The following is a 21,832-nucleotide window of genomic DNA, read 5'->3' on the forward strand; positions in this document are numbered from 1 at the left end:
AGTAGCAATAAATAAAATAACTTACCATATTTACATATTAAGTTATAAAATTGTTTGCTAGCTTTTGTAATTAATAGAAAAGCGATATATTTCTACTTTTAGAAATATCAACTAACTGAGTTTAAATAAAAAATATTGATCTTTTGAAAACTAAAATTGCATTATTTGCAGCTATTTTTACTTCTGTAGCTGTTTTTTCACAAAAACAATGGACACTTAAAGAGTGTGTAGATTACGCATTAAAAAATAATATAACAGTTAAGCAAAACCGCTTAAATATTGAGATTGCTGAAGCAGATGTTAAAAGTAATAAAGCTAATTTTTTACCAAGTATAAATGCTTCAACATCAGGAAACCTTTCTACTGGGTCTTCATTTGACCCTGTATCTCAAAACAGAACAGAAAATACAACCCTATTTGGAGGGGCGTTAGGTGTAAATGCTAGTTATACGGTTTTTAATGGTTTTAAAAACTTAAATCAAAAAAAGCAAGCAGTATTAGGAGTAGAAGGGAGTAAACTAGATTTAGCCAAAGTAGAAAATGATATTTCACTTAATGTAGTTAATGAGTATTTAAATGTATTATTTGCTAAAGAAAATTTATCAGTAGCTAAGGTGCAAGCAGAAATCAGTAAAAAGCAAATTGAAAGAGCAAGAGCTCAGTTTGAAGGAGGAGTAATACCCAAAGGAGATTTATTAAACGTCGAATCTACGGCTGCAAATGATGTTCAAAACGTAGTACTACAAGAAAATACTTTGAGTATAGCTTTACTAAGATTAAGTCAATTATTACAAATTCCTTCCAAAAATTTTAATGTAGCAGATATTGAAGTAGGGTCTCCTTCAGCAGCATTATTATATGATAACGCAAATGTGGTATATGAAAAAGCATTAACTGTTTGGCCAGATATAGAAAGAGCTAAATTAGATGTTGAAAGCACTAAATTAGGTGTTGAAATTGCTAAATCAGGATATTATCCTACTATCAATGCTTCTTTAGGAGCCAACACAAATTATAGGTATTTTTTAGATCCTTCAGCTCCAGCAGGTAGGCTTTTAGATCAGTTAGATGGTAATTTAGGTTTTAGCCTAGGATTTAGCGTTAATATTCCAATTTTTAATGGGTTTAGAAATGATGCTAATGTTGAACGATCTATTGTAAATAATTCAATTAGTGAATTTAGATTGGAAAGTCAAAAATTACAGTTGCAACAAGAAATTGAAAGAGCTTTTTTAGATGCTAAAGCAGCTGCTAAAACATATGAAGCAGCACAAGTATCATTAGAGGCTCAAAAAGAAGCCTTTAAAAATGCACAAGTTAGTTATGACTATGGGTCAATGACTCAATTTGATTTTGATCAAGTACGTAATCGATTAGTAAATGCAGAAGGAGCAATGATTAGGGCTAAATATGATTATGTATTTAAAACGAAAGTATTGAAATTTTATTACGGGGAGTCAATTGTTGACTAACTAAGAAAAATTTATTTATTGTTGAAAAAGCCTTGTTAGAATTTTACTAATGAGGTTTTTCTTTATAATGTATCTTTGCCAAAAATAAATTTTCAGATTTGGCAACAATCTTACACATAGAAACAGCAACAAAAAACTGTTCGGTTAGCGTAGCAATAAAAGGAGAGCTTTTAGCTTTACAAGAGTTAAATGATGGAAATTATTCACATGCTGAAAAGCTGCATCCATTTATTCAACAAGTAATGAAAAAAGCAAAGCTTTCTTTTAATGATATTGATGCTGTTGCAGTAAGTAAAGGTCCTGGTTCTTATACAGGACTACGTATTGGAGTGTCAGCAGCAAAAGGATTATGTTTTGCTTTTGACAAGCCTTTAATATCTATTGAAACATTACAATCATTAGCTCATAAAGTTTCTGTAAAGGAAGGAGTTGTTGTCCCGATGTTAGACGCACGTCGTATGGAAGTATATGCAGCTGTATATAATTCTAAATACGAACAGGTAAGAGATATAAAAGCAGAAATCATAAATGAAAGTTCTTTTGAAGAATATTTATCTAAAGGGAAGGTATACTTTATAGGTGATGGAGCAGAAAAGTGTAAAGGAATAATTGTGAACGAAAATGCAGTTTTTATTGATGGAGAGTTTCCTTCTGCAAAAGAAATGGTTCAGTTAAGTTTAGATAAGTACAAAAAAAACGACATCGAAGATGTCGCTTATTTTGAACCTTTTTATTTAAAAGATTTTGTAGTTACGCCTGAAAAAAAACGTTAACCCTCTTTGTGGATTTCTACTGAGTGAGGGTAAGGAATTTCAATTCCAGCATTATCTAAGGCTATTTTTGTGTTTTCAGTTATATCAAAGTATACAGCCCAATAATCTTCTGTTTTAGACCAAGGTCTCACAGCAAAATTTACAGAACTATCTGCCAATTCAGATACATTTACTGTAGGAGCAGGGTCTTTTAATACTTTTGGGTGCGAGGTAATAACATTCATTAGTATTTCTTTGGTTTGTTTAATATCAGCATCGTAAGAAACACCAAAGGTTAAATCTACTCTACGTGTACCTTCGGCAGAGTAATTAACAATGTTTCCATTAGATAAAGAACCATTAGGTATAATTATTTCTTTGTTAGATAAGCCCGTAAGCTTGGTAGTAAATATTTCTATTTCTTTTACAACACCAATTTCACCTTGAGCCTCTATTAAATCTCCAATCTTAAAAGGTTTAAAAAGCATAATTAAAACACCGCCAGCAAAATTACCTAAAGAACCTTGTAAAGCAAGACCAACAGCCAAACCAGCTGAGGCTAAAATAGCAGCAAAAGATGTGGTTTCAACACCCAATTTTGCTATTACTGTGATTATTAAAAGGATTTTTAAAGTCCAATGTAGTAAATTAACTAAGAACTTTTGTAGCGTAATGTCTACTTCTCTTTTAATCATTATTTTTCTTGTAGCTTTAAGTAGTAGTCCAATAATGTAAGAACCTACAATGTAAATAATAATAGCCATAATCGCTTTCGGAGCGTATGTCATTATTAAATCTTGAAATTTTTCAAAATACTTTTCCATTTTTATGGTAAATTTTAGTTGTTAATAAATGATTTTTAATAAGTAGCGGTTAGATTTTTATAGTATTAAACTGATTAAACCTAATAAAGCAGGAATAGACTGAATGACAAAAATACGAGGTTTTTTTGTAGAAAAAGAACCATAAAGACCAGCAATAAAAACACAAATCAAGAAAAATATTCCCACATCAATTTTTTGTGATAAAATAGACCAAGTTAAACCAGCTGCAAGAAAACCGTTGTATAACCCTTGATTAGCGGCTAATACTTTTGTTTCCTCAGCAAAATCTTTTGATTTTAAACCAAAGGTTTTTATTCCTTTAGGTTTGGTCCATAAAAGCATCTCTAGTACAAGAATATATAAATGAATAATAGCTACTAGAGTTAAAAGAGAATATTGTATAATGTTCATGATAATTAATAAAGATGAAATATGCTGCTCGAGCAACTACTAAAACCGCATATGGTAAGTGACTAGTTTATATAGATGTTAATTTACTTCAAAAGTTACTTTTAGGTTTACTCTAAACTCAGTTACTTCATCATCATTAACAACCACACTTTGTGATTGTACAAAAGCAGATTTAATTCCTTTTACCGATTTAGAAGCTTGTTTAATTGCTTTTCTAGTAGCATCTTCCCAGCTTTTTTCAGAGTTTGCTAAAATTTCAATAACTTTCATTACTGCCATAATAATTTTTTTAAAGATTAATACATGTAAATATAAGCTTTTAATAATGTTTTTATGTAGATGAAACATCTAATGTTAATTTAATGTTATGTAAATGTTTTTAATATGTAAATTTTTTGTATATTTGTGTTAAGAGGTATTAACTTTAAAAGATTTACATTATGAAAAAATTAATAATAGCAGTTTGTATGTTGTCGGTTTCATTTATGCAAGCTCAAGACGTGGAACCAAAATATGAAGTTGAAGGAGACTTAGTAAAAGCTACTTATTTTTATAAAGATGGCACTATTAAAGAGCAAGGTTTTTTCAAAGATAAAAAGTTAACAGGTACTTGGACTTCTTTTGATAAAAAAGGAAATAAAGTAACTATCGGCCATTATGAAGCAGGAAAAAAAGTAGGTAAATGGTTTATGTGGAAAGAAGATGGGTTAAAAGAAATTGATTTTAAAGACAATGCCATAGCAAGCGTACAAACTTGGAAGGAAGAGACCAAAATGGCAGTGAAATAAGTTAATATTTTGCAGAATAAGAAAATTAGACCGAGTATTTTAGATACTCGGTTTTTTTATTTTCTACCAAAATCAGCAGGGATTTCACCCCAAGCCTTAGTTTCCCACTTTAATAACGGGTTTTTATAAGAATTCTCTTCCAACCATTTTTCAGCACGTCTAATTAAATCTAAAATTTCTTTATTAGAACTATCAAATGTAATATTGGTTCTGCATTGCTTCTTTTTAACCCAACTCATAGCGATTTTAGAGTCAGAATAAATAGGGAGAGAATCCATATTTTTACTTTTTAACAAAGCAATTCCATGTACAAGAGCTAAGAACTCACCAATATTATTAGTGCCGTTATTAAATGGTCCCATTTTAAATATTTCTTTCTTGTTATGAGTTAATACCCCTCTGTATTCCATTAAGCCAGGGTTTCCGGCACAAGCAGCGTCAACAGAAATGCTTTCTAAGATGGGAGAGCCGTATTTGGCTTTTTCTTTTGCGGAAAGGCTTATTTTTTTAGTATCTTTTCCTTTATAGTCATTATAGCTTTTTTTTAAGGCTAATTCAGCTTCGTTTTTATCAGCAAAAGCTTTGTATTGTGCACCAGTAAAACCATCAATTTGCTTTTTACAAGTATCCCAAGATGAAAAAACACCTGTTTTTTTTCCCTTCCAAACTACATAATATTTTTTCTTCTTACTCATTGTGTAAAATAACCTCTTCTATAACCTTTGGGAAATGTTTATATTCTAATTCATGAACTTTCTTTGCTATAGTCTCTGGAGTATCATCAAATGAAATAGCTGTTTTAGCTTGGAAGATAATAGCACCTTCGTCATAATTTTCATTCACGTAATGTATAGTAATACCTGTTTCAGTTTCATTATTTTCTTTTACAGCATTATGTACGTTCATTCCGTACATTCCTTTTCCTCCATATTTTGGTAACAATGCTGGGTGTATATTGATTATTTTATTAGGGAAAGCTTCCACAATTTTAGAAGGAATACGCCATAAAAAACCAGCTAATACAATAATATCAGCTTCAGCGAGTAAAAAGTTTAAAACAGTGTCATCTTTACTAAAGCTTTCTCTATCAAATAAAGATGCATCAATGTTTAGTCGTTCGCAACGGTCAAAAACTTTGGCACGTTGGTTGTTAGAAAGCACATGAGTAACAATTGCAGTTTTAGTTGAATTGAAGTGTTTTATGATGTTTTCGGCATTGGAACCCGAACCAGAAGCAAAAATAACGATGCGTTTCATGTTAAAATTTAGTTGTTTTGTTACTACAAAAAAAAGAATAATTATTAACAATGGTGGTGTATGTAGCAAAATATTCAGGTATTTTTTTTATTTTAGACATCACATTTTTGAGCAAAAATTAGAATTAATAACTAAGATTTGTATTTTTGCCTCGATTTTAAATTTTAAAACAAACAAATTATGTCAGACATTGCATCAAGAGTAAAAGCAATTATCGTAGACAAATTAGGAGTAGACGATAACGAAGTAACTAACGAAGCAAGCTTCACAAACGATTTAGGAGCAGATTCTTTAGATACGGTTGAGTTAATCATGGAATTCGAAAAAGAATTTGATATTCAAATTCCAGATGATCAGGCAGAAAACATTGGTACTGTAGGTCAAGCGATTAGCTATATTGAAGACGCAAAAAAATAAGATTATATGCAATTAAAACGAGTTGTAGTAACTGGACTTGGCGCATTAACGCCAATAGGAAACAATAAAGAAGAGTATTGGAATAGCTTGGTTAACGGAGTTAGCGGAGCAGCACCTATAACGTATTTTGATGCTGCCAAGTTCAAAACTCGTTTCGCATGTGAGCTTAAAGATTTCAACGCGACCGATTTTATAAACAGAAAAGAGGCGCGTAAAATGGATAAGTTTACGCAATATGCGATGGTTGCTTCAGATGAAGCAATTGCTGATGCTAAGCTAAATCTAGATGATGTTAACAAATTAAGAGTTGGTGTTATTTGGGGAGCTGGTATTGGAGGATTGGAAACGTTTCAAAATGAGGTGTTAAACTATGCTGAAGGAGATGGATCTCCTCGTTTCAATCCTTTTTTTATTCCAAAAATGATTGCAGATATTGCCCCTGGGAATATTTCTATTAAAAATGGATTTATGGGGCCTAACTATACTACGGTATCTGCTTGTGCATCGTCTGCAAATGCTATGATTGATGCTTTGAACTATATTCGACTAGGTCATTGTGATGTAGTTGTAACAGGGGGAAGTGAAGCTGCTGTTACAATTGCAGGTATGGGTGGTTTTAACGCTATGCACGCCCTATCTACTAGAAATGAAAGTCCAGAAACAGCTTCAAGACCATTTGATGCTGAACGTGATGGATTCGTTTTAGGAGAAGGTGCAGGAGCTATAGTTTTAGAAGAGTATGAACATGCTAAGGCTAGAGGAGCAAAGATTTACGCTGAAGTTATTGGTGGAGGGTTATCGTCAGATGCTTACCATATGACAGCACCTCACCCAGATGGAATAGGTGTAATTGCAGTAATGAAAAACTGCTTAGAAAACGCAGGTATAAAACCTGAAGATGTAGATCATATTAATACACATGGGACTTCAACACCTTTAGGAGATGTTGCTGAATTAAAAGCAATATCTGAAGTTTTTGGAGATCATGCAAAGAACATTAATATTAACTCAACAAAGTCTATGACTGGACACTTGTTGGGGGCTGCAGGTGCTATTGAAGCAATAGCATCATTATTAGCAATGGAACATGGTGTTGTTCCTCCAACAATTAATCATGTTAATGTTGATGAAAACATCAATCCAGAATTAAACCTAACGTTGAATAATGCTCAAAAAAGAGATATTAAAGTTGCTATGAGCAACACATTTGGTTTCGGTGGGCATAATGCTTGTATAGCCTTTAGAAAACTAGATTAATCTTTTATGAATTTTCTTCGTAGAATTGTTAAACCCCAAAACAAAGAGGATGAAAACTTCTACTACGAATTAAAAGAGCTGCTTAATTTTAAACCAATTAAGTTATCGTATTATAAAAAAGCATTTACGCACAGATCTTTAAAATTAGTAGATAGTAAAGGGCATCCAATAAACTACGAACGGTTAGAGTTTTTAGGTGACGCTATTTTAGGAACTGTAATTGCTTCCTATTTATTTAAAAAAGTACCTGAAGGAGATGAAGGGTATTTAACACAAATGCGATCTAAAATAGTAAGTAGAGAGCATTTAAATAGCTTAGGTAAAGATCTAGAGTTGATCAGATTTATAAAGAGTAATATTTCTAAAGAGCACGTTAGCAATAATATTCACGGAAATATTTTTGAAGCTCTGGTAGGTGCAATTTACTTAGATAGAGGATACAATTATTGCCACCAGTTTATTTACGAGCAAGTAATAATGCCTTATGTAGATATTGAAAGATTAGAAGGTAAAATATCTAGTTATAAAGGTTTTGTTATAGAATGGTGTCAAAAGCAGAAGAAAAAGTATAAGTTTGAATCATACGAAGACTCAGGTAACCAGAGCAAAAAACATTTTAGTGTACGCGTAAGTATTGATGGTAGTATTGTAGCTAAGGGAAGAGCTACCTCTAAGAAAAAAGCAGAAGAAATTGCTGCTAAAAGGGTTTATTTTGCAATGCAAAAACAAATGCTAAAATCTTAACGTATAAACAATAAACGTTTTCATAAATTTTACATAGTATTTTCTATACATTTCTTAATTTAGCAAAAGCAAATAATTGTTTTTATGCCTATTTACGAGGTGAATATAAATGAGTTTTCTAATTATAATTATAGATTAATTGGAATTCATACAACTCTAAGTGAGTATAAATTAGCGTATTTACTAAATAAATTTTTACAAATTAAATTTAATAGAGCAACTTATGATTTAGATTTTGTTACAAAAGGAAATCAATCATCTTATGCAATATATGAGTATACTAATACGAAATTATATCAAGATTGGTTTTTAATAGCAAATGTATATAAGTCAACTCTTGAAGCAGAATCAATAAGCCTTTTTAATCAAAGTGATTCAATTACACGTTTGATACCAGAAAAGAAGAAGGTTGACTTTTTCTTAAAACTAGAAGGAGATTTTGATCATAACTCAATTGTAAAGATTATAGACATAATAAAAAAAATCCCTCAAATAATAACCTCTTATGAAATAGAGGTAGATTCATTAAAATCGAAAGATTTTTTAATTTTTTAATATATGCCACACAACAAGAAAACAAAAATTGTAGCAACATTAGGACCAGCAACAAATACAAAAGAAATTTTGGCCAATATGGCAGCAGCTGGTGTAAATGTTTTTAGAATTAATTTTTCACATGCCGATTATGAAGTAGTAAAAGAACGCATACGTCAAATACGTGAAATAAATGATGAAAGAGGTTATAACGTAGCAATATTAGCAGATTTACAAGGGCCAAAGCTTAGAGTTGGTGTAATGCAAGAGGGAGTAGAATTAAAAGCAGGTGATACGTTTACTTTTACCACCGAAAAATGTGAAGGAACACAAGAGAAAGCTTTTATGACCTATCAGCATTTTCCAAAAGATGTAAAAGTAGGAGAGAAGATTTTAGTTGATGATGGTAAACTGATGTTTGAAGTAACAGCAACAAATAAAGAAAATGAAGTTGTTACCAAAGTAATAGTAGGAGGAGCATTAAAATCTAAAAAAGGAGTTAATCTTCCAAACACTAAAATTTCTTTACCAGCTTTAACAGAAAAGGATAAAAAAGATGTAGTTTTCGCATTAGAGCAAGAAGTAGATTGGATAGCTCTTTCATTTGTACGAACACCTGAAGACTTACGTATTTTACGTGATATCATTAAACAGAAATCACGTTATAGAGTTCCTGTAATAGCAAAAATAGAAAAACCTGAAGCTGTTGAAAATATAGATGCTTTAATCCCGTATTGCGACGGTTTAATGGTAGCGCGTGGTGATTTAGGAGTTGAAGTACCAATGCAAGATGTACCATTAATTCAAAAAATGTTAGTCCGTAGAGCTAAGCAAGCAAGAATTCCGGTAATTATTGCTACTCAAATGATGGAAACCATGATTGAAAACTCTGTACCAACAAGAGCAGAGGTAAATGATGTAGCAAACTCTATTATGGATGGTGCAGATGCTGTAATGCTTTCAGGGGAAACTTCAGTAGGAAAACACCCAATAAGAGTTATTCAAAAAATGACAGAAATTATTGGAAGTGTAGAATTTTCAGATTTAATAAAAGTTCCGCAAGAGCCACCTCACATCCGTACCAAAAGATTTATAACTAAATCTGTATGCCATCATGCAGCTCTTATGGCAGATGATATTAATGCGGCAGCAATATCGACTTTAACTAATAGTGGATATACTGCTTTTCAAATTTCTGCTTGGAGACCAAAATCACACGTATTAGCGTTTTCATCTGAGAAAAGAATCTTAGGAAAGTTAAACCTTCTGTGGGGTGTTAGAGCCTATTTTTACGATAGAGAACTAAGTACCGATGATACTATTGAAGATATTAACGAAATAGCTAAAGAAAAAGGCTATGTAAAAACAGGAGATTTTATGATAAACTTATCATCAATGCCTGTAAAAGCAAAAGGTATGGTAAACACATTACGTGTTTCTCATATTGACTAAATAAAGACAATAAAATTATACAAAAGCTCAACTTTTAAGTTGAGCTTTTGTATATTCTATAATTTAAGTTTTCGAGTACAAATAATAGCATCGTTAACCACAAAAGGCATTGGCATCATTATTTCACTTCTAGGTCGTATGGTAAACTTAGGATGCGATAATAAATCATTGGATATTTCATTAATTAGAATATCAGGTTGGGTGTTTTTATCAATTGTAAAAGAAATAGTCAAATCTTTATCAGTATTTGCCATTTGATAAATTAATAGCGTTCCTTTATCGGCCGTAAAGGCTTTTCCTTTATCGTACAAAGTTCCGTTAACAGTAAAATTAGTTAACTCTATTTGGGTTTTTGTGTACAACTCATATTTATCAATGTTTCGCGTAGGTGTAATTGTGAATGAAACATTTCGTTGGCTATTAATAATGGTATCTTGATGAATCTTGATGTTAGAAATACGAATGTTTTTATTTTCTGCTTTTTGGTAATAATTAAAAGAAGTATTGTATTTACTTTTTCCAGCCATTAAATCGGCACCACCTTGTTTAGATTCATCATTAAAATATTGTTTCGTGTATCCATCTAATGTTTTATTATGACTAGCCCAATACGAGGTGTTAGTGTCAGAATTTTGAATAAAAACTAAGCTATTAGGCTTTTTCTTTTCTATTGAAAAACCACTATCAAAAGTTGCATAACCAAAAAATAATAACGCAAGAAAACCAGTTAATGTTTGCCATCTGTTTTTAGTTTTTTCCTGATAAAAAACAGGAAGCATCAACCCGAAAAGAAACACTAAAAGTATGGCTGAAATAAATAATGTTTTTAAACCTAGCGCTACAGGAAATAACCGAATCATAGGAGCAATCATATAAATTGTAGGAATAGATATAATTGCAAATAATGCAGCTCTAGATGCTTTGTTAATATTCATGAACAGTAATATTGCTAAAATGAATAAAGAAGCAAAAACAGGAATAATAAAGAAACCCGCTCCTGGTAAATTCATGTAAATTATAACATTTATAACCAATCCAAAAGTTATGGGGGCAATTAGTAAATTGATGGCTTTGGCTTCTTTTAGCTTATTATATACCTTAAAAAGAATCCAAAGATTTAAAAGAACAAAAGAAATAATGTATTGATATCCGTTATAAGTAAAACCATGAAGTATATCTGTATATTGTGGATGGATAATCAACAATAATTGCCACAGCCCGTATGAAATAGCGATGCACAATACTAAAGATACTAGATAAGGAATAAAACCTTTTAATACACCCATTGCTGTCATCTTCTTCTTGTATATACCTACTACAACCAGCACTATAAATAACAAAAAGGCAATGATTAGCATTGGCAGCACCCAAGAAAACGGGTACGTTAGTAACTTAGTAAAAGGAAAGTTTACATAAATGTAATCAGTGTCACTGTTTAAGTTCGTTAAATCAGCATTTGCAAAATACTTTAATGAAGTGGTAAAATAATCTGCTTGATGTAAGAGTGTTTCTCTATTTAATCTTTCGTAGGAATCTTGTTCGGTGTGATAGTCAAAATGATCATCAATAAAAGCAAAATTAAACCCGTTAATATTCCCTTTTTCTCTAAAAACAGTTAAATCCGTATCGTTAGGAAGCTTTTTATATACACCGTACATTAAAGAGTTGGCAGCTGGATAATTTGGGTTTGCATTTAAAAACTCAGTTAATAACGTTTTGTTTTTCCCGTTAGTCTCCATCAACATATAACTAGAACCACCGCTACCACGAGCTTCAAAATTTAGCACTAACCCAACATCTTTTGCCCAAGGATGATTTTCAACAAAAGCTTGTGCGCCTAAAAGCCCTAATTCTTCAGCATCCGAAAAAAGTATAATAATATCGTTTTTAGGTGTCTTATTTGCGGCTAGGTAAGCTCTTATACCTTCTAAAATAGTTACGACACCAGAGCCAGCGTCACTTGCACCTAAAGAGGAGTGTGGATTAGAGTCGTAATGAGTTAAAAGTAATAAAGCTTTTCCGTTCTCAGTTCCTTTAATTTTAGCAATAATATTTTCTGTTGTAGTTGCTGCCCTCCACTTTTTATTAATAGCAGTTTGATATTGAATTTCAGGTTCTAAATTCAGTTTTTGTAACTCTTGAACCAGATATTCTTGTACTTTTTTATGTTCTTCAGATCCAGTATGATGTGGTTTTTGAGAGATGTTTTTTAAATGATACAGTGCATTATCAATTGAAAATTCAGTAGCACTAATTTCTTTTTTTGAAGAAGTTGCACTTGGAAGTATAGTGTAAAAACTCCAGTAAACGGTTAAAATAATAATGAGAACTGCCAGGTAATTTCTTGATGATTTCATAGTAGGACTTTAGTATTTATAAAAGTAAGTAATTTATTTTTTAAGAAGAAAAAACATAATCAATTAAAAATCAGTATATTTAATAGCAAATTTTAAGATTATGGCAATTAAAAGTTTTCAAGGAAAGAGATCGAGTACACCACAAGAAGAGAAGGTGCCAATGCTAGTATCAGATTATATGAGCACAAAGTTAATTACATTTAAAGAAGAACAACCTATTGAAGATGCGATAGATATACTTATTAAGCATAAAATATCGGGAGGACCTGTTGTTAATGAAAAAAATGAATTGGTAGGAATTATTTCAGAAGGTGATTGTATAAAACAAATATCAGAAAGCAGGTATTATAACTCACCAACAGGTAAGAACAACACAGTTGGAAAAGCCATGGTGAAAGAAGTTGAAACGATTGATGGTAATATGAATATTTTAGATGCTGCCAATAAATTTTTAAAATCACGTAGAAGACGTTTCCCTATTGTTCAAAATGGTAAGCTAGCAGGACAAATCAGTCAAAAAGATGTGCTTATTGCAGCCATGAAATTAAAAGGAAACACATGGAAATAATTAATCTTGCTTAACTAATAAGTATAATTCATTCTCTAATACTAAATATCCTTGATCGTATACATAAAAATAGGTGTTACCTGTTTTTGTTGTATAAAGAGATGTAATAAACTTAAAGTCAAAACCTCTATCAAATAATTTACGACGGGTTACTTTAGTTTTACCAGAAGTATTTAATTCGGAAAGAATTTTATAGTTTTTTCGTAAGCGGTTGTTGGTGTTTCGTATTAGGTTCTTACTTTCTTTATTAACTTTATTATTAAAGGCGTTTCGGCAGTAATCAGAACAGAATTTTTTATCAATTCTTCCAATTACTTTCTCACCACACTCTAAACATTTTTTATTTTCCATAATCTGATTTTTTAAGTTCGTACCAGTTAACATCTACACCCTTATAACCAAACTGGTTTATAAACTGTAATCCTATTTTTTGTAGAATTTTGTTAGAACCAATATTTTCTACATCAGCTGCACCATAAATAATATCATAATTCATTTGTTTAAAACCGAAGTCTAAACAAGCAAAAGCAGATTCGGAAGCATAACCTTTACCCCAAAAACGCGGAATAAAACGATAACCAATATCAATAAAATTAGTAAAACCATTTAATGCTTCTTTTTCTCCCGTGTTGAGTTTTAATCCAGACCATCCTATGAATTCTCCCGATGCTTTTTCAAAAGCGGCAAACCTACCAATACCTCTTTCTTTATACTGTTCTTCAAAAAATGTTATGATATCCTCAGCTTGCTTGTAGGTTGTAATAGGGTTCTTTCCTAAATATTTATGCACTTCAGGATTAGAATCTAACTCAAAAATCCCCTCTGTTTCACTTTCTCTAAATTCTCTTAAAATTAAGTGTTCGGTTTCTAAATAAAATTTCATGCTAAATGTTTGTTTTCAAAGGTATAAAATATAATTAAACGATTACATTCAATTACAAACGAAAACAAATGTTTACTAATCGTTTTTAATTTACATGCTGTATCATCTTTGCAGAGTCAATTCGTTTGAATGGCAAATTCTTAACTGTTTAACATTAAAAAAATATTATGAACGCACTAAAAAACAGAGTACAGTTAATAGGTAATTTAGGAAACACTCCAGAAATCATCACTTTAGATTCTGGAAAGAAACTAGCAAAATTTGCTATTGCAACTAATGAGACTTATAAAAATGCACAAGGAGAAAAGATAACCGATACCCAATGGCATAATATTGTTGCTTGGAATAAAACAGCAGAAATAATAGAAAAATACCTAGAAAAAGGAAAAGAAGTAATGATTGAAGGTAGATTGACTTCTCGCTCTTTTGAAGATAAAGAAGGTAATAAACGTTATATAACAGAAGTAGTTTGTAATGAATTATTAATGTTAGGGAGCAAGTAAAAACGACTAAAACACTGATAATCAATATCAAAAAAAATAAAGGTAAATGTAGCTATTTTTTTTAAAAAAATACTTAATAATATTTTTAAAACATGTAATTTTGCCGGCCGTTCCCCCGATGATATCTAATTCGTAAGAATACTCTTAATCCTTATTATTTTAATAATATATAATTATTTATATGAGAAAGTATTTTTTAGTGATTTTTTTGTTGTCATCTTTAAGTTTTTATGCTCAAAAAGAAGTGTGTGAATCTCCAGATGATTCTTTTATGGATGTAAATAGTATAACAAAGTGTACTATAGAACCTGTAAAAAACTCAAAGAAAAAGGCAGATAGACAAATTAAAGTTAAAATATCAGCAAGCAAAAGATATCTTAAAAAAAGAGTCCTTAAAAAAAAGGCACAAGCTATAAATTCAGTTAGTACTTTAAATGTTAACGAGGTTTCAACTACACAACCTGTAGATATTGAAAATAAAAACCTAACATCAGGGTATGAAAATAATTTAACAAGAATAACAGAAATGTTATCTAAAGAAGAGTTATCAAAAGCAACTAAACTTTATTATACAGAAAAAATACCTTCTTTTGATAAATGTAAAAATACCAAGAAAAAAGAGAGACTTGATTGTTTTAATTTAGAGATGGTTAATCACATTAATAAACATTTTCGCTATCCAGGAGAAGCTGTAAGAAACCAAATTCAAGGAGAAGTTTGGATTCGTTTCGTTATAGATAGAGATGGTTATGTAACAAATATTAAAACTTTAGGCCCTGACGGAGGAGAAATTCTTAATGAAGAAGCAAAACGAGTGGTATCTATGCTACCTCGCTTCGAACCAGGGAAAAATAATGGAAAACGTGTACCTGTAAAATATGGTTTTCCAATAAACTTTTCATTAGAAGAATAAAAATCAATTAAATTTAAAATGTTAAAAAAACAATTAGTAATGATTGTTTTTACCTTGGCTATGCTATCAAGTTATGCTCAGGTAAAAATATCAGGTTCTGTGTATGATGAATATTTAGAACCGTTTTACAATGCAAAAATTTCAAATGGAGAAACATTTGTTGTTTCAGATGAAGAAGGAAATTTCTCAATCGTTTTACCGAGCAATACGTTACCTCAAACAATAACAATTTCTGCTTTTGGGTTTAATACAGAAGAGGTTTCAATTGTTTCTTTCGAGAAAAAAGTAAATGTTGTTTTAAAAGAAAACTTGTTATTAGACCAAGTCGTTATATCAGCTTCTAGAACACCAGAAAAAATTATTGAATCTCCTGTTACCATAGAAAGATTAGGGTTAACCGATATTAAAAAGAGTAGCTCAAATTCATTTTATGATGCCTTGGTAAACTTAAAAGGTGTTGATGCTAGAGAAGTTAGTTATGGATACAAATCTATAAACACTAGAGGATTTGCTGATTTTAATAATTCAAGGTTTGTTCAGTTAGTAGATGGTATGGATACAGCAGCACCAGCTTTAAATACTAGTGCTGGTAATTTATCTGGTGTATCAGAACTAGACATTTTAAGTGTAGAGATACTACCAGGAGCATCCTCTGCATTATATGGTGCCAATGCTTATAATGGTATTATGATAATGGATACCAAAAACCCTTTTAATCATACAGGAATAAGTGTTTTAGCAAAAGGAGGAATGACCAGTCAAGAAGCAGCAGGAAACAGTCCTTTTTATGATGTAAGTACTCGAATGGCCTATAAGTTTAGTGATGCTTTCGCTGCAAAAGTAAACTTCTCTTATTTTGAAGCAGAAGAATGGCATGCTACCGACAATAGAAACAAAAGAATTGACACCAACGAAATTATTAATGGAAGTTTTGATGCTCCTTTAAGCTTAGATTATGATGGTGTAAATATGTATGGAGATGAAGATTTTGCTGATTTAGCTAGCTCAACTCCTGTGCTTGTATATTTAGGGTATTTAGATGCTTCATCACTAGATGAAGATTCTACATTAAACTTCCCTGTAGGAACACATATTAGTAGAAAAGGGTATTCAGAAAGAGAATTAGTTAAAGATTACAAATCTAAAAACTTAAAATTTTCAACCTCTTTACATTATAGACCCTTTAAAGATGAATCATTAGAAATTCAATTAGCTACAAGAATAGCAATGGGAGATAATATGTTTCAAGGAGCTGCTTCAAGGTTTGCGCAACGTAACTATTATATTGGACAATCTAAATTAGAAATAAAAGGAGATAATTTCTTTGTAAGAGGTTATTATACACGTAATGACGCTGGTGATACTTACGATTTAACAAGAACAGCTCAAAGACTAAATTCTTTAGCTGATGCTAAGATTCCTGTTTTATCTGGTACAACTTACAGACCAAGCTGGGGAGATTATTATGCAATACAGTATATGGATTTAGTTAATAATAACTCATCTTTAATAGGAGCTTCAGGTAATCCTTTTAATGTAAGTGATGTTGATTCAAGAGTTATAGCAATGTCTAGAGAATTTGCAGATCAATATAGGTTAAACCCAGGTACTGCTGAATTTACCAATGGGTTTAATTCAATTACATCAACCTTAATAACTGAAGGAGGTAGTAAAATTTACGATAAAAGTGCTTATGCGCATGTAGATGCAAACTACAACTTTAGAAGCTTACTTAATGATTGGGCAGATGTTCAAGTAGGAGGTTCTTATAGAAACTATAATCCAGAATCAAAAGGAACAATATTTAATGATGCTAACGAAGAAATTAGTATTGAAGAATATGGTTTTTATACTCAACTTCAAAAGAAATTTTTAAATGACAGATTAAAGTTTACAGGTTCTATCCGTTACGATAAATCTGAGAATTTTTCTCCAAACTATTCTCCAAGATTAGCGCTTAATTATGCTTTAGGAGAAGAAAAACTACATATAATTAGGGCATCTTATCAAACAGGTTTTAGAAACCCAACAATTCAAGAACAATATATGTTTTTGCCTTCTGCAAGAAAAACTACTATAGGTTCTACAGCAGATAACCTAAGAAGAATAGGCATCCCTACTGTTAGTAGATATGAAGATCCTACTACGGGTAATACTGTAACAGAAAATTCTATTACGACAGGAGATGATATAATTAATAATGCTTTATTAACAAGATCTGTATATGATTTAGATTTTATTAACGATAAAGGACAAAATATTAAATCTGATTATAAAGAGATACAACCAGAAGAGGTAAAAACATTTGAATTAGGTTATAGAAGCCTTTTAAACATTAATGATACTAATTTAGATATAGATTTTAACGCTTTTTATAGTATCCATAATGACTTTGTATTCTTTCAAGATGTAGTAGTGCCTAATATTGGAAATGTTATAGCAACAGGACAATTAGACCCTTTAGCTGCTGAAGCAGTTAGAACGGGAAGTGTAACAGAGTTTAACTTAATAACCAATGCTAAATCTAAGATAAACTCTTATGGTGTGGGTGTAGGGCTTAACACAAAGCTATTTAGAAACTTTAATATAGGTGCAAATTATAACTTCACAGATTTTGAAATGAAAGAAGATTTAGATTTTGGATCTTTTGAACCTAACTTTAACACACCAAAACATAGTGTTAAAATCCAGTTTGGTAATGAAAAGCTTTTCAAAAATTTTGGATTTAACATCAATGCACGATGGAGAGATAAATACAGATGGGTGTCTACTTTTGTAAAGGGAGATGTAAAAGCAAGAACTGTTTTAGATGCACAATTAAATTATCGTGTACCTAGTTTAAAATCGAAGTTTAAAATAGGTGGAACAAATTTATTTGGAGAAGAATATCAACATGCTCCTGGTTTAGGAAACATAGGTAGTTTGTATTATCTTTCTTGGATTATTAATAACTAAAATAATAGTATTTTGCATACAAAAAACGAGCTAATTAAATTAGCTCGTTTTTTTTAGTTAAAAACTCATACTTAATTGAATACGTTTTCTTGTAATATCTACCTCCAATACCTTAACTTGAACGTGTTGATGTAAACTTACATGTTCGTTAACATCTTTTACAAAAGAATCAGAAAGGTTAGAAACATGTACCAAACCACTTTCTTTAATACCTATATCAACAAAGCAACCAAAATTTGTAATGTTATTTACAATTCCGGGTAGTACTATGCCTGTTTGTACATCATCTATTGTTTTAATATGTTCGTTAAAACTAAAAGCTTTGGCTTTTTCACGAGGGTCTAATCCTGGTTTTTCTAACTCTTTTACAATATCTTGTAGCGTAGGTAACCCGTAAGAATCGGTTACATATTGCTGGAGCTTAATTTGTTTTAAAACAGAAGAATTACCAATCAAATCATCTACTTTTTTACCAACGTCTTTGGCTATTTGTTTTACTAAAGCATAGCGCTCTGGATGTACAGCAGAATCATCTAGTGGATTATCGCTGTTTTTAATTCGTAGGAACCCAGCAGATTGCTCAAATGCTTTTCCTCCCAAACGAGGGACTTTCTTTATTGTTGTTCTATTGGAAAAAGCTCCATTTTCATTTCTGTAATTCACTATGTTTTCAGCCAATTTAGGGCCAATACCAGAAACATAACTTAACAGAGAAGCACTAGCAGTGTTAATGTTAACACCTACTTTGTTTACACAATGTTCTACTACAGTGTCTAATGATTTTTTTAGTTGTGTTTGGTCTACATCATGTTGATATTGCCCAACCCCAATCGATTTTGCTTCTATCTTTACCAGTTCAGCTAAAGGGTCAGCTAATCTACGACCGATTGAAACAGCTCCACGAACAGTTACATCATAATTAGGGAACTCATCTCGTGCAATTTTAGAAGCCGAATAAATAGAAGCACCAGCTTCACTTACAACAAATACTTCTACGGGATTTTTAAAATATACACTTTTTACCAATCGTTCAGTTTCTCTTGAAGCGGTTCCGTTACCTATAGCAATAGCTTCTATTTTATAAGCATTAGCTAAAGAGCTAAGTTTATTTATTGCTTCTTTTGATTGATGTTGAGGTGCGTGTGGAAAAATAGTTTCGTTATGTAATAAATCTCCTTGAGCACTTAAACAAACCACTTTACACCCTGTTCTAAATCCTGGATCAATAGCTAAAATTCGTTTTTCACCAAGAGGAGAGCCTAATAGTAATTGTTGAAGGTTTTTAGCAAATACCTTAATGGCATTTTCATCTGCCTTTTCTTTAGCTATAGACAAAGCTTCATTTGATAATGCAGGAAAAAGCAAACGCTTATAAGCATCAGCAATAGCTAATTCAATTTGTTCAGCACATTCGTTATGCGAACGAATAATTCTGTCTTCTATTTTTTGAATAGCTCGTTCATCATCAATACTAATTTTTACACGAATAAAACCTTCTTTTTCGGCGCGCAAAATAGCTAACAATCGATGTGAAGGAATGCGATTTAGATTTTCTTCCCAGTCAAAATAATCTTTAAATTTTTGGGCAGCATCCTCGTCTTTTTTAGTTTTGATAACCTTGGTAGCAATGGTTGCAAAACGCTCTAATTGGTAACGAATGTTATTACGGACATCCGTTCGTTCGTTAATCCATTCAGAAATAATATGACGGGCACCTTCTAAAGCATCGTCTATTTGTTCTACTTCGTTCGAAAGGTATTTTGAAGCAGTAAATTCCAAATCGTTTACTCGCTGACTCATAATCATCTTCGCCAACGGTTCTAACCCGTTTTTACGAGCTGTTTCTGCTTTGGTTTTTCGTTTCTTTTTATAAGGAAGGTATAAATCTTCTAGTGTAGTTAAGTCTTCTGTCTTTTCAATTTTTGCTTTTAACTCATCGGTTAAAACTTCTTGCTCCTCTAAAGCTTTTAAAATGGCTGCTTTCCGTTTCTCAATTGCTTCAAACTGTTCTTTAAGTTGTACAATTTGACCTATTTCAACTTCATCTAAATTACCTGTTTTTTCTTTTCGGTAACGGGATATAAAAGGAATGGTACAATCTTCATTTAATAATTCAATCGTATTTTGAATTGATTTTTGTGATATTTGCGTACGAGAGGTTATATAGGAGATAAGTTGCATTGAAAATTATTTTAAATAAAAAACCTCGCATGAATAGCGAGGTTTCAAATATAGTAAAAGGTTAATTTATCTTGTGAATTTTCTTAAGTGATATGTTTTGTCGCTAGGGGTATAATCACTTCTAATATAAAAATCTTTATATTTAAAAATAGTGTAGGCAATATCGCTTTTTCTAGGGGTACTTTTTATTTTATCAAAAATATTCCTAGGTATTTTGGTGTCTTTAATGTGCTCAAAACCTGTGTCAAATAAACATTCAATTTGAGTTGATTTTGTATTGGTGAAAGAATTATATGCAAACATGGTAGGGTTAAAGAAAAGGTTCACATTTACACTTCCTAGGCTAGCTATTGGTCCACCTATTCCTCCAAAACCTGCCATCATCATTGGAGCAGCAGACCTTTGTTCAACATACCCCCCTAAAGTAAACAAGTAACTGTTTTTATTTTTAATGACTGAAACACCAATTTTACCAGTAGTTATTTTACGTAAAAATTTCTTAGTTTTTTCTAGCTCTCTATAACCGTTATAAAAGCCTCCTTTTTGAATGATTGGAGAGTTTTTAAAGAGTATTTCCTCATCTTTACTAGCAGCATATTCTTTTATAAAATTCCCAGTTGCTAAGTCTAAGATGTACATTGATAAAACATCCTTCGTAGCTGCTACTACTGCTATTTTATTGTCAAAAATAAAAGAATTGGTTTTTTTTCTTCCTGATTTAATATTAGAAAGAGGTTTGTTGAAAGTTGCTGTTGAAACTTTATAGTTTGTTAAGTTTACAGTAAATAATTGAGTTATATTTTTATTATTATCAAAAGAAATAATAAGGTTATTATCTTTTAAATACATTTTGGCAGTCTCAGAAACTGATTCAATCGAGTTAGGTGTATTTTCTTCAAACTTTTTGATAGGTGAGTAGTTAAAAGGTAATAACAGATCTACAACTCTTACTTTTTTATTCTTTTCGTTAAGAAGTCTTAGCTCAGAAATGTCTAGTGGAATGTATTGTAAGTTACCATCTTCATTAATATAGTTTAGATATACATTGCCATTTATTTTGTTTCCAGAAATGATATAAAACTTATTTTTTAATGATATTGTTTGGATAAAAGTTTGTCCAGAAGGAAGTAAAAACTCTTTTACTGTGTTTTTTTTATTATTAAAAGAAAAACTTACTGCAGCAAATTGTGTGTTACTTTTATTGGTTAAAAATATTTTATATTCATTATTGTAAATACTGCTTCCCAAAAGTATTTTATACTTCCTTTTCTTAGTTTCAGATGAAAGTTGACCGGTTAATTTAAAATCGTCATTAAATTTATATGCGTAGACATTTTTAGCATCAGCAATTAAAATAGCCAAGTCATTATTTTCAGTATTTACAACAGGAATTACATCTTTAATGTCTGTTGAGTTTTCTTTTAAAAAGTTTTTAAAACTAGCAATTTCTGTTTGAGCAAATAAAGAATTACACATAAATCCTATTAAAAACAGGATGTTGATACAATTTTTTTTCATTTTTAGTTATTAAGAGGTATAAAAAACCTCGCATTTAAGCGAGGTT

The 21,832-nt window shown here is 31.1% G+C and carries 22 protein-coding genes; 12 read left to right on the top strand and 10 right to left on the bottom strand.

Annotation, left to right across the window (positions count from 1 at the left end; all coding sequences use genetic code 11):
- The first annotated feature begins 143 nt into the window (after positions 1 to 143).
- Together AC3VJB_RS13465 and tsaB are read left to right on the top strand one after the other, a co-directional pair.
- On the top strand, positions 144 to 1,472 hold the full coding sequence (locus tag AC3VJB_RS13465) for a TolC family protein (RefSeq protein WP_253679150.1): 1,329 nt from the start codon (positions 144 to 146) through the stop codon (positions 1,470 to 1,472).
- A gap of 98 nt (positions 1,473 to 1,570) precedes the next feature.
- Positions 1,571 to 2,245, top strand: a complete 675-nt coding sequence (gene tsaB, locus AC3VJB_RS13470) for a tRNA (adenosine(37)-N6)-threonylcarbamoyltransferase complex dimerization subunit type 1 TsaB (RefSeq protein ID WP_073182483.1) — start codon at positions 1,571 to 1,573, stop codon at positions 2,243 to 2,245.
- Here the strand turns inward: tsaB and AC3VJB_RS13475 are convergent.
- The 3 genes from AC3VJB_RS13475 to AC3VJB_RS13485 all read right to left on the bottom strand — a co-directional run bounded on the left by AC3VJB_RS13475 (position 2,242) and on the right by AC3VJB_RS13485 (position 3,738).
- Positions 2,242 to 3,048 carry a mechanosensitive ion channel family protein gene (locus AC3VJB_RS13475; RefSeq protein ID WP_047788241.1) on the bottom strand — a complete coding sequence of 269 codons (807 nt, stop codon included), beginning with the start codon at positions 3,046 to 3,048 and terminating at the stop codon, positions 2,242 to 2,244. The genes tsaB and AC3VJB_RS13475 overlap by 4 nt on opposite strands.
- 57 nt (positions 3,049 to 3,105) lie before the next feature.
- Positions 3,106 to 3,459, bottom strand: a complete 354-nt coding sequence (locus tag AC3VJB_RS13480) for a DUF1304 domain-containing protein (protein ID WP_047788242.1) — start codon at positions 3,457 to 3,459, stop codon at positions 3,106 to 3,108.
- Between the two features lie 78 nt (positions 3,460 to 3,537).
- On the bottom strand, positions 3,538 to 3,738 hold the full coding sequence (locus tag AC3VJB_RS13485; protein WP_047788376.1) for a dodecin family protein: 201 nt from the start codon (positions 3,736 to 3,738) through the stop codon (positions 3,538 to 3,540).
- A gap of 161 nt (positions 3,739 to 3,899) precedes the next feature.
- On the opposite strand from AC3VJB_RS13485, the gene AC3VJB_RS13490 reads away from it, so the two are divergent.
- Positions 3,900 to 4,247 (top strand): toxin-antitoxin system YwqK family antitoxin, encoded by a 348-nt coding sequence (locus AC3VJB_RS13490; protein WP_047788243.1) that lies wholly within the window; start codon positions 3,900 to 3,902, stop codon positions 4,245 to 4,247.
- Positions 4,248 to 4,303: 56 nt separating this feature from the next.
- Here the strand turns inward: AC3VJB_RS13490 and AC3VJB_RS13495 are convergent, their stop codons facing one another.
- The gene (locus AC3VJB_RS13495) at positions 4,304 to 4,942 is read right to left on the bottom strand and encodes a ribonuclease H1 domain-containing protein (RefSeq protein WP_047788244.1); all 639 of its coding nucleotides are present in this window, start codon (positions 4,940 to 4,942) and stop codon (positions 4,304 to 4,306) included.
- Positions 4,935 to 5,504 (bottom strand): phosphoribosylglycinamide formyltransferase, encoded by a 570-nt coding sequence (purN, locus tag AC3VJB_RS13500; protein WP_497667240.1) that lies wholly within the window; start codon positions 5,502 to 5,504, stop codon positions 4,935 to 4,937. The genes AC3VJB_RS13495 and purN overlap by 8 nt, the downstream gene beginning before the upstream one ends.
- Positions 5,505 to 5,684: 180 nt before the next feature.
- On the opposite strand from purN, the gene AC3VJB_RS13505 reads away from it, so the two are divergent.
- From AC3VJB_RS13505 to pyk, 5 genes are all read left to right on the top strand, one after another.
- Positions 5,685 to 5,921: an acyl carrier protein gene (locus AC3VJB_RS13505; RefSeq protein WP_028891431.1), complete on the top strand. Its 237-nt coding sequence runs from the start codon at positions 5,685 to 5,687 to the stop codon at positions 5,919 to 5,921.
- A 6-nt stretch (positions 5,922 to 5,927) separates the two neighbouring features.
- Positions 5,928 to 7,178: a beta-ketoacyl-ACP synthase II gene (gene fabF, locus AC3VJB_RS13510; RefSeq protein WP_159509347.1), complete on the top strand. Its 1,251-nt coding sequence runs from the start codon at positions 5,928 to 5,930 to the stop codon at positions 7,176 to 7,178.
- Positions 7,179 to 7,184: 6 nt separating this feature from the next.
- Positions 7,185 to 7,922: a ribonuclease III gene (gene rnc, locus AC3VJB_RS13515; RefSeq protein WP_047788247.1), complete on the top strand. Its 738-nt coding sequence runs from the start codon at positions 7,185 to 7,187 to the stop codon at positions 7,920 to 7,922.
- Positions 7,923 to 8,006: 84 nt separating this feature from the next.
- Entirely contained in the window at positions 8,007 to 8,477 is a 471-nt protein-coding gene (locus AC3VJB_RS13520) for an IPExxxVDY family protein (protein ID WP_047788248.1), read from the top strand.
- A 3-nt stretch (positions 8,478 to 8,480) separates the two neighbouring features.
- Positions 8,481 to 9,908 (top strand): pyruvate kinase, encoded by a 1,428-nt coding sequence (pyk, locus tag AC3VJB_RS13525; RefSeq protein ID WP_047788249.1) that lies wholly within the window; start codon positions 8,481 to 8,483, stop codon positions 9,906 to 9,908.
- 56 nt (positions 9,909 to 9,964) lie between these two features.
- On the opposite strand, the gene AC3VJB_RS13530 is transcribed toward pyk, so the two are convergent.
- Positions 9,965 to 12,265 carry a M20/M25/M40 family metallo-hydrolase gene (locus AC3VJB_RS13530; protein ID WP_497667241.1) on the bottom strand — a complete coding sequence of 767 codons (2,301 nt, stop codon included), beginning with the start codon at positions 12,263 to 12,265 and terminating at the stop codon, positions 9,965 to 9,967.
- A 100-nt stretch (positions 12,266 to 12,365) separates the two neighbouring features.
- On the opposite strand from AC3VJB_RS13530, the gene AC3VJB_RS13535 reads away from it, so the two are divergent.
- On the top strand, positions 12,366 to 12,833 hold the full coding sequence (locus AC3VJB_RS13535) for a CBS domain-containing protein (protein WP_159610817.1): 468 nt from the start codon (positions 12,366 to 12,368) through the stop codon (positions 12,831 to 12,833).
- On the opposite strand, the gene AC3VJB_RS13540 is transcribed toward AC3VJB_RS13535, so the two are convergent.
- Positions 12,834 to 13,184, bottom strand: coding sequence for a hypothetical protein (locus AC3VJB_RS13540; RefSeq protein ID WP_047788252.1), 351 nt, complete (start codon positions 13,182 to 13,184; stop codon positions 12,834 to 12,836).
- Positions 13,174 to 13,716, bottom strand: a complete 543-nt coding sequence (locus tag AC3VJB_RS13545) for a GNAT family N-acetyltransferase (protein WP_497667242.1) — start codon at positions 13,714 to 13,716, stop codon at positions 13,174 to 13,176. Before AC3VJB_RS13545 ends, AC3VJB_RS13540 begins: the two co-directional genes overlap by 11 nt.
- 167 nt (positions 13,717 to 13,883) lie before the next feature.
- Here AC3VJB_RS13545 and AC3VJB_RS13550 point away from each other — a divergent pair, with 167 nt between their 5' ends.
- The 3 genes from AC3VJB_RS13550 (at position 13,884) to AC3VJB_RS13560 (ending at position 18,087) form a co-directional block, all read left to right on the top strand.
- On the top strand, positions 13,884 to 14,219 hold the full coding sequence (locus AC3VJB_RS13550) for a single-stranded DNA-binding protein (protein ID WP_073182491.1): 336 nt from the start codon (positions 13,884 to 13,886) through the stop codon (positions 14,217 to 14,219).
- 181 nt (positions 14,220 to 14,400) lie between these two features.
- On the top strand, positions 14,401 to 15,132 hold the full coding sequence (locus AC3VJB_RS13555) for an energy transducer TonB (protein ID WP_073182492.1): 732 nt from the start codon (positions 14,401 to 14,403) through the stop codon (positions 15,130 to 15,132).
- An 18-nt stretch (positions 15,133 to 15,150) separates the two neighbouring features.
- Positions 15,151 to 18,087 (top strand): TonB-dependent receptor plug domain-containing protein, encoded by a 2,937-nt coding sequence (locus tag AC3VJB_RS13560; protein ID WP_053056631.1) that lies wholly within the window; start codon positions 15,151 to 15,153, stop codon positions 18,085 to 18,087.
- Positions 18,088 to 18,144: 57 nt separating this feature from the next.
- On the opposite strand, the gene AC3VJB_RS13565 is transcribed toward AC3VJB_RS13560, so the two are convergent.
- Together AC3VJB_RS13565 and AC3VJB_RS13570 are read right to left on the bottom strand one after the other, a co-directional pair.
- Positions 18,145 to 20,268: a Tex family protein gene (locus tag AC3VJB_RS13565; RefSeq protein ID WP_497667243.1), complete on the bottom strand. Its 2,124-nt coding sequence runs from the start codon at positions 20,266 to 20,268 to the stop codon at positions 18,145 to 18,147.
- A gap of 66 nt (positions 20,269 to 20,334) precedes the next feature.
- On the bottom strand, positions 20,335 to 21,786 hold the full coding sequence (locus tag AC3VJB_RS13570) for a hypothetical protein (protein WP_497667244.1): 1,452 nt from the start codon (positions 21,784 to 21,786) through the stop codon (positions 20,335 to 20,337).
- Positions 21,787 to 21,832: the final 46 nt, after the last annotated feature.

It is taken from the genome of Tenacibaculum sp. TB-53 (assembly GCF_059716285.2).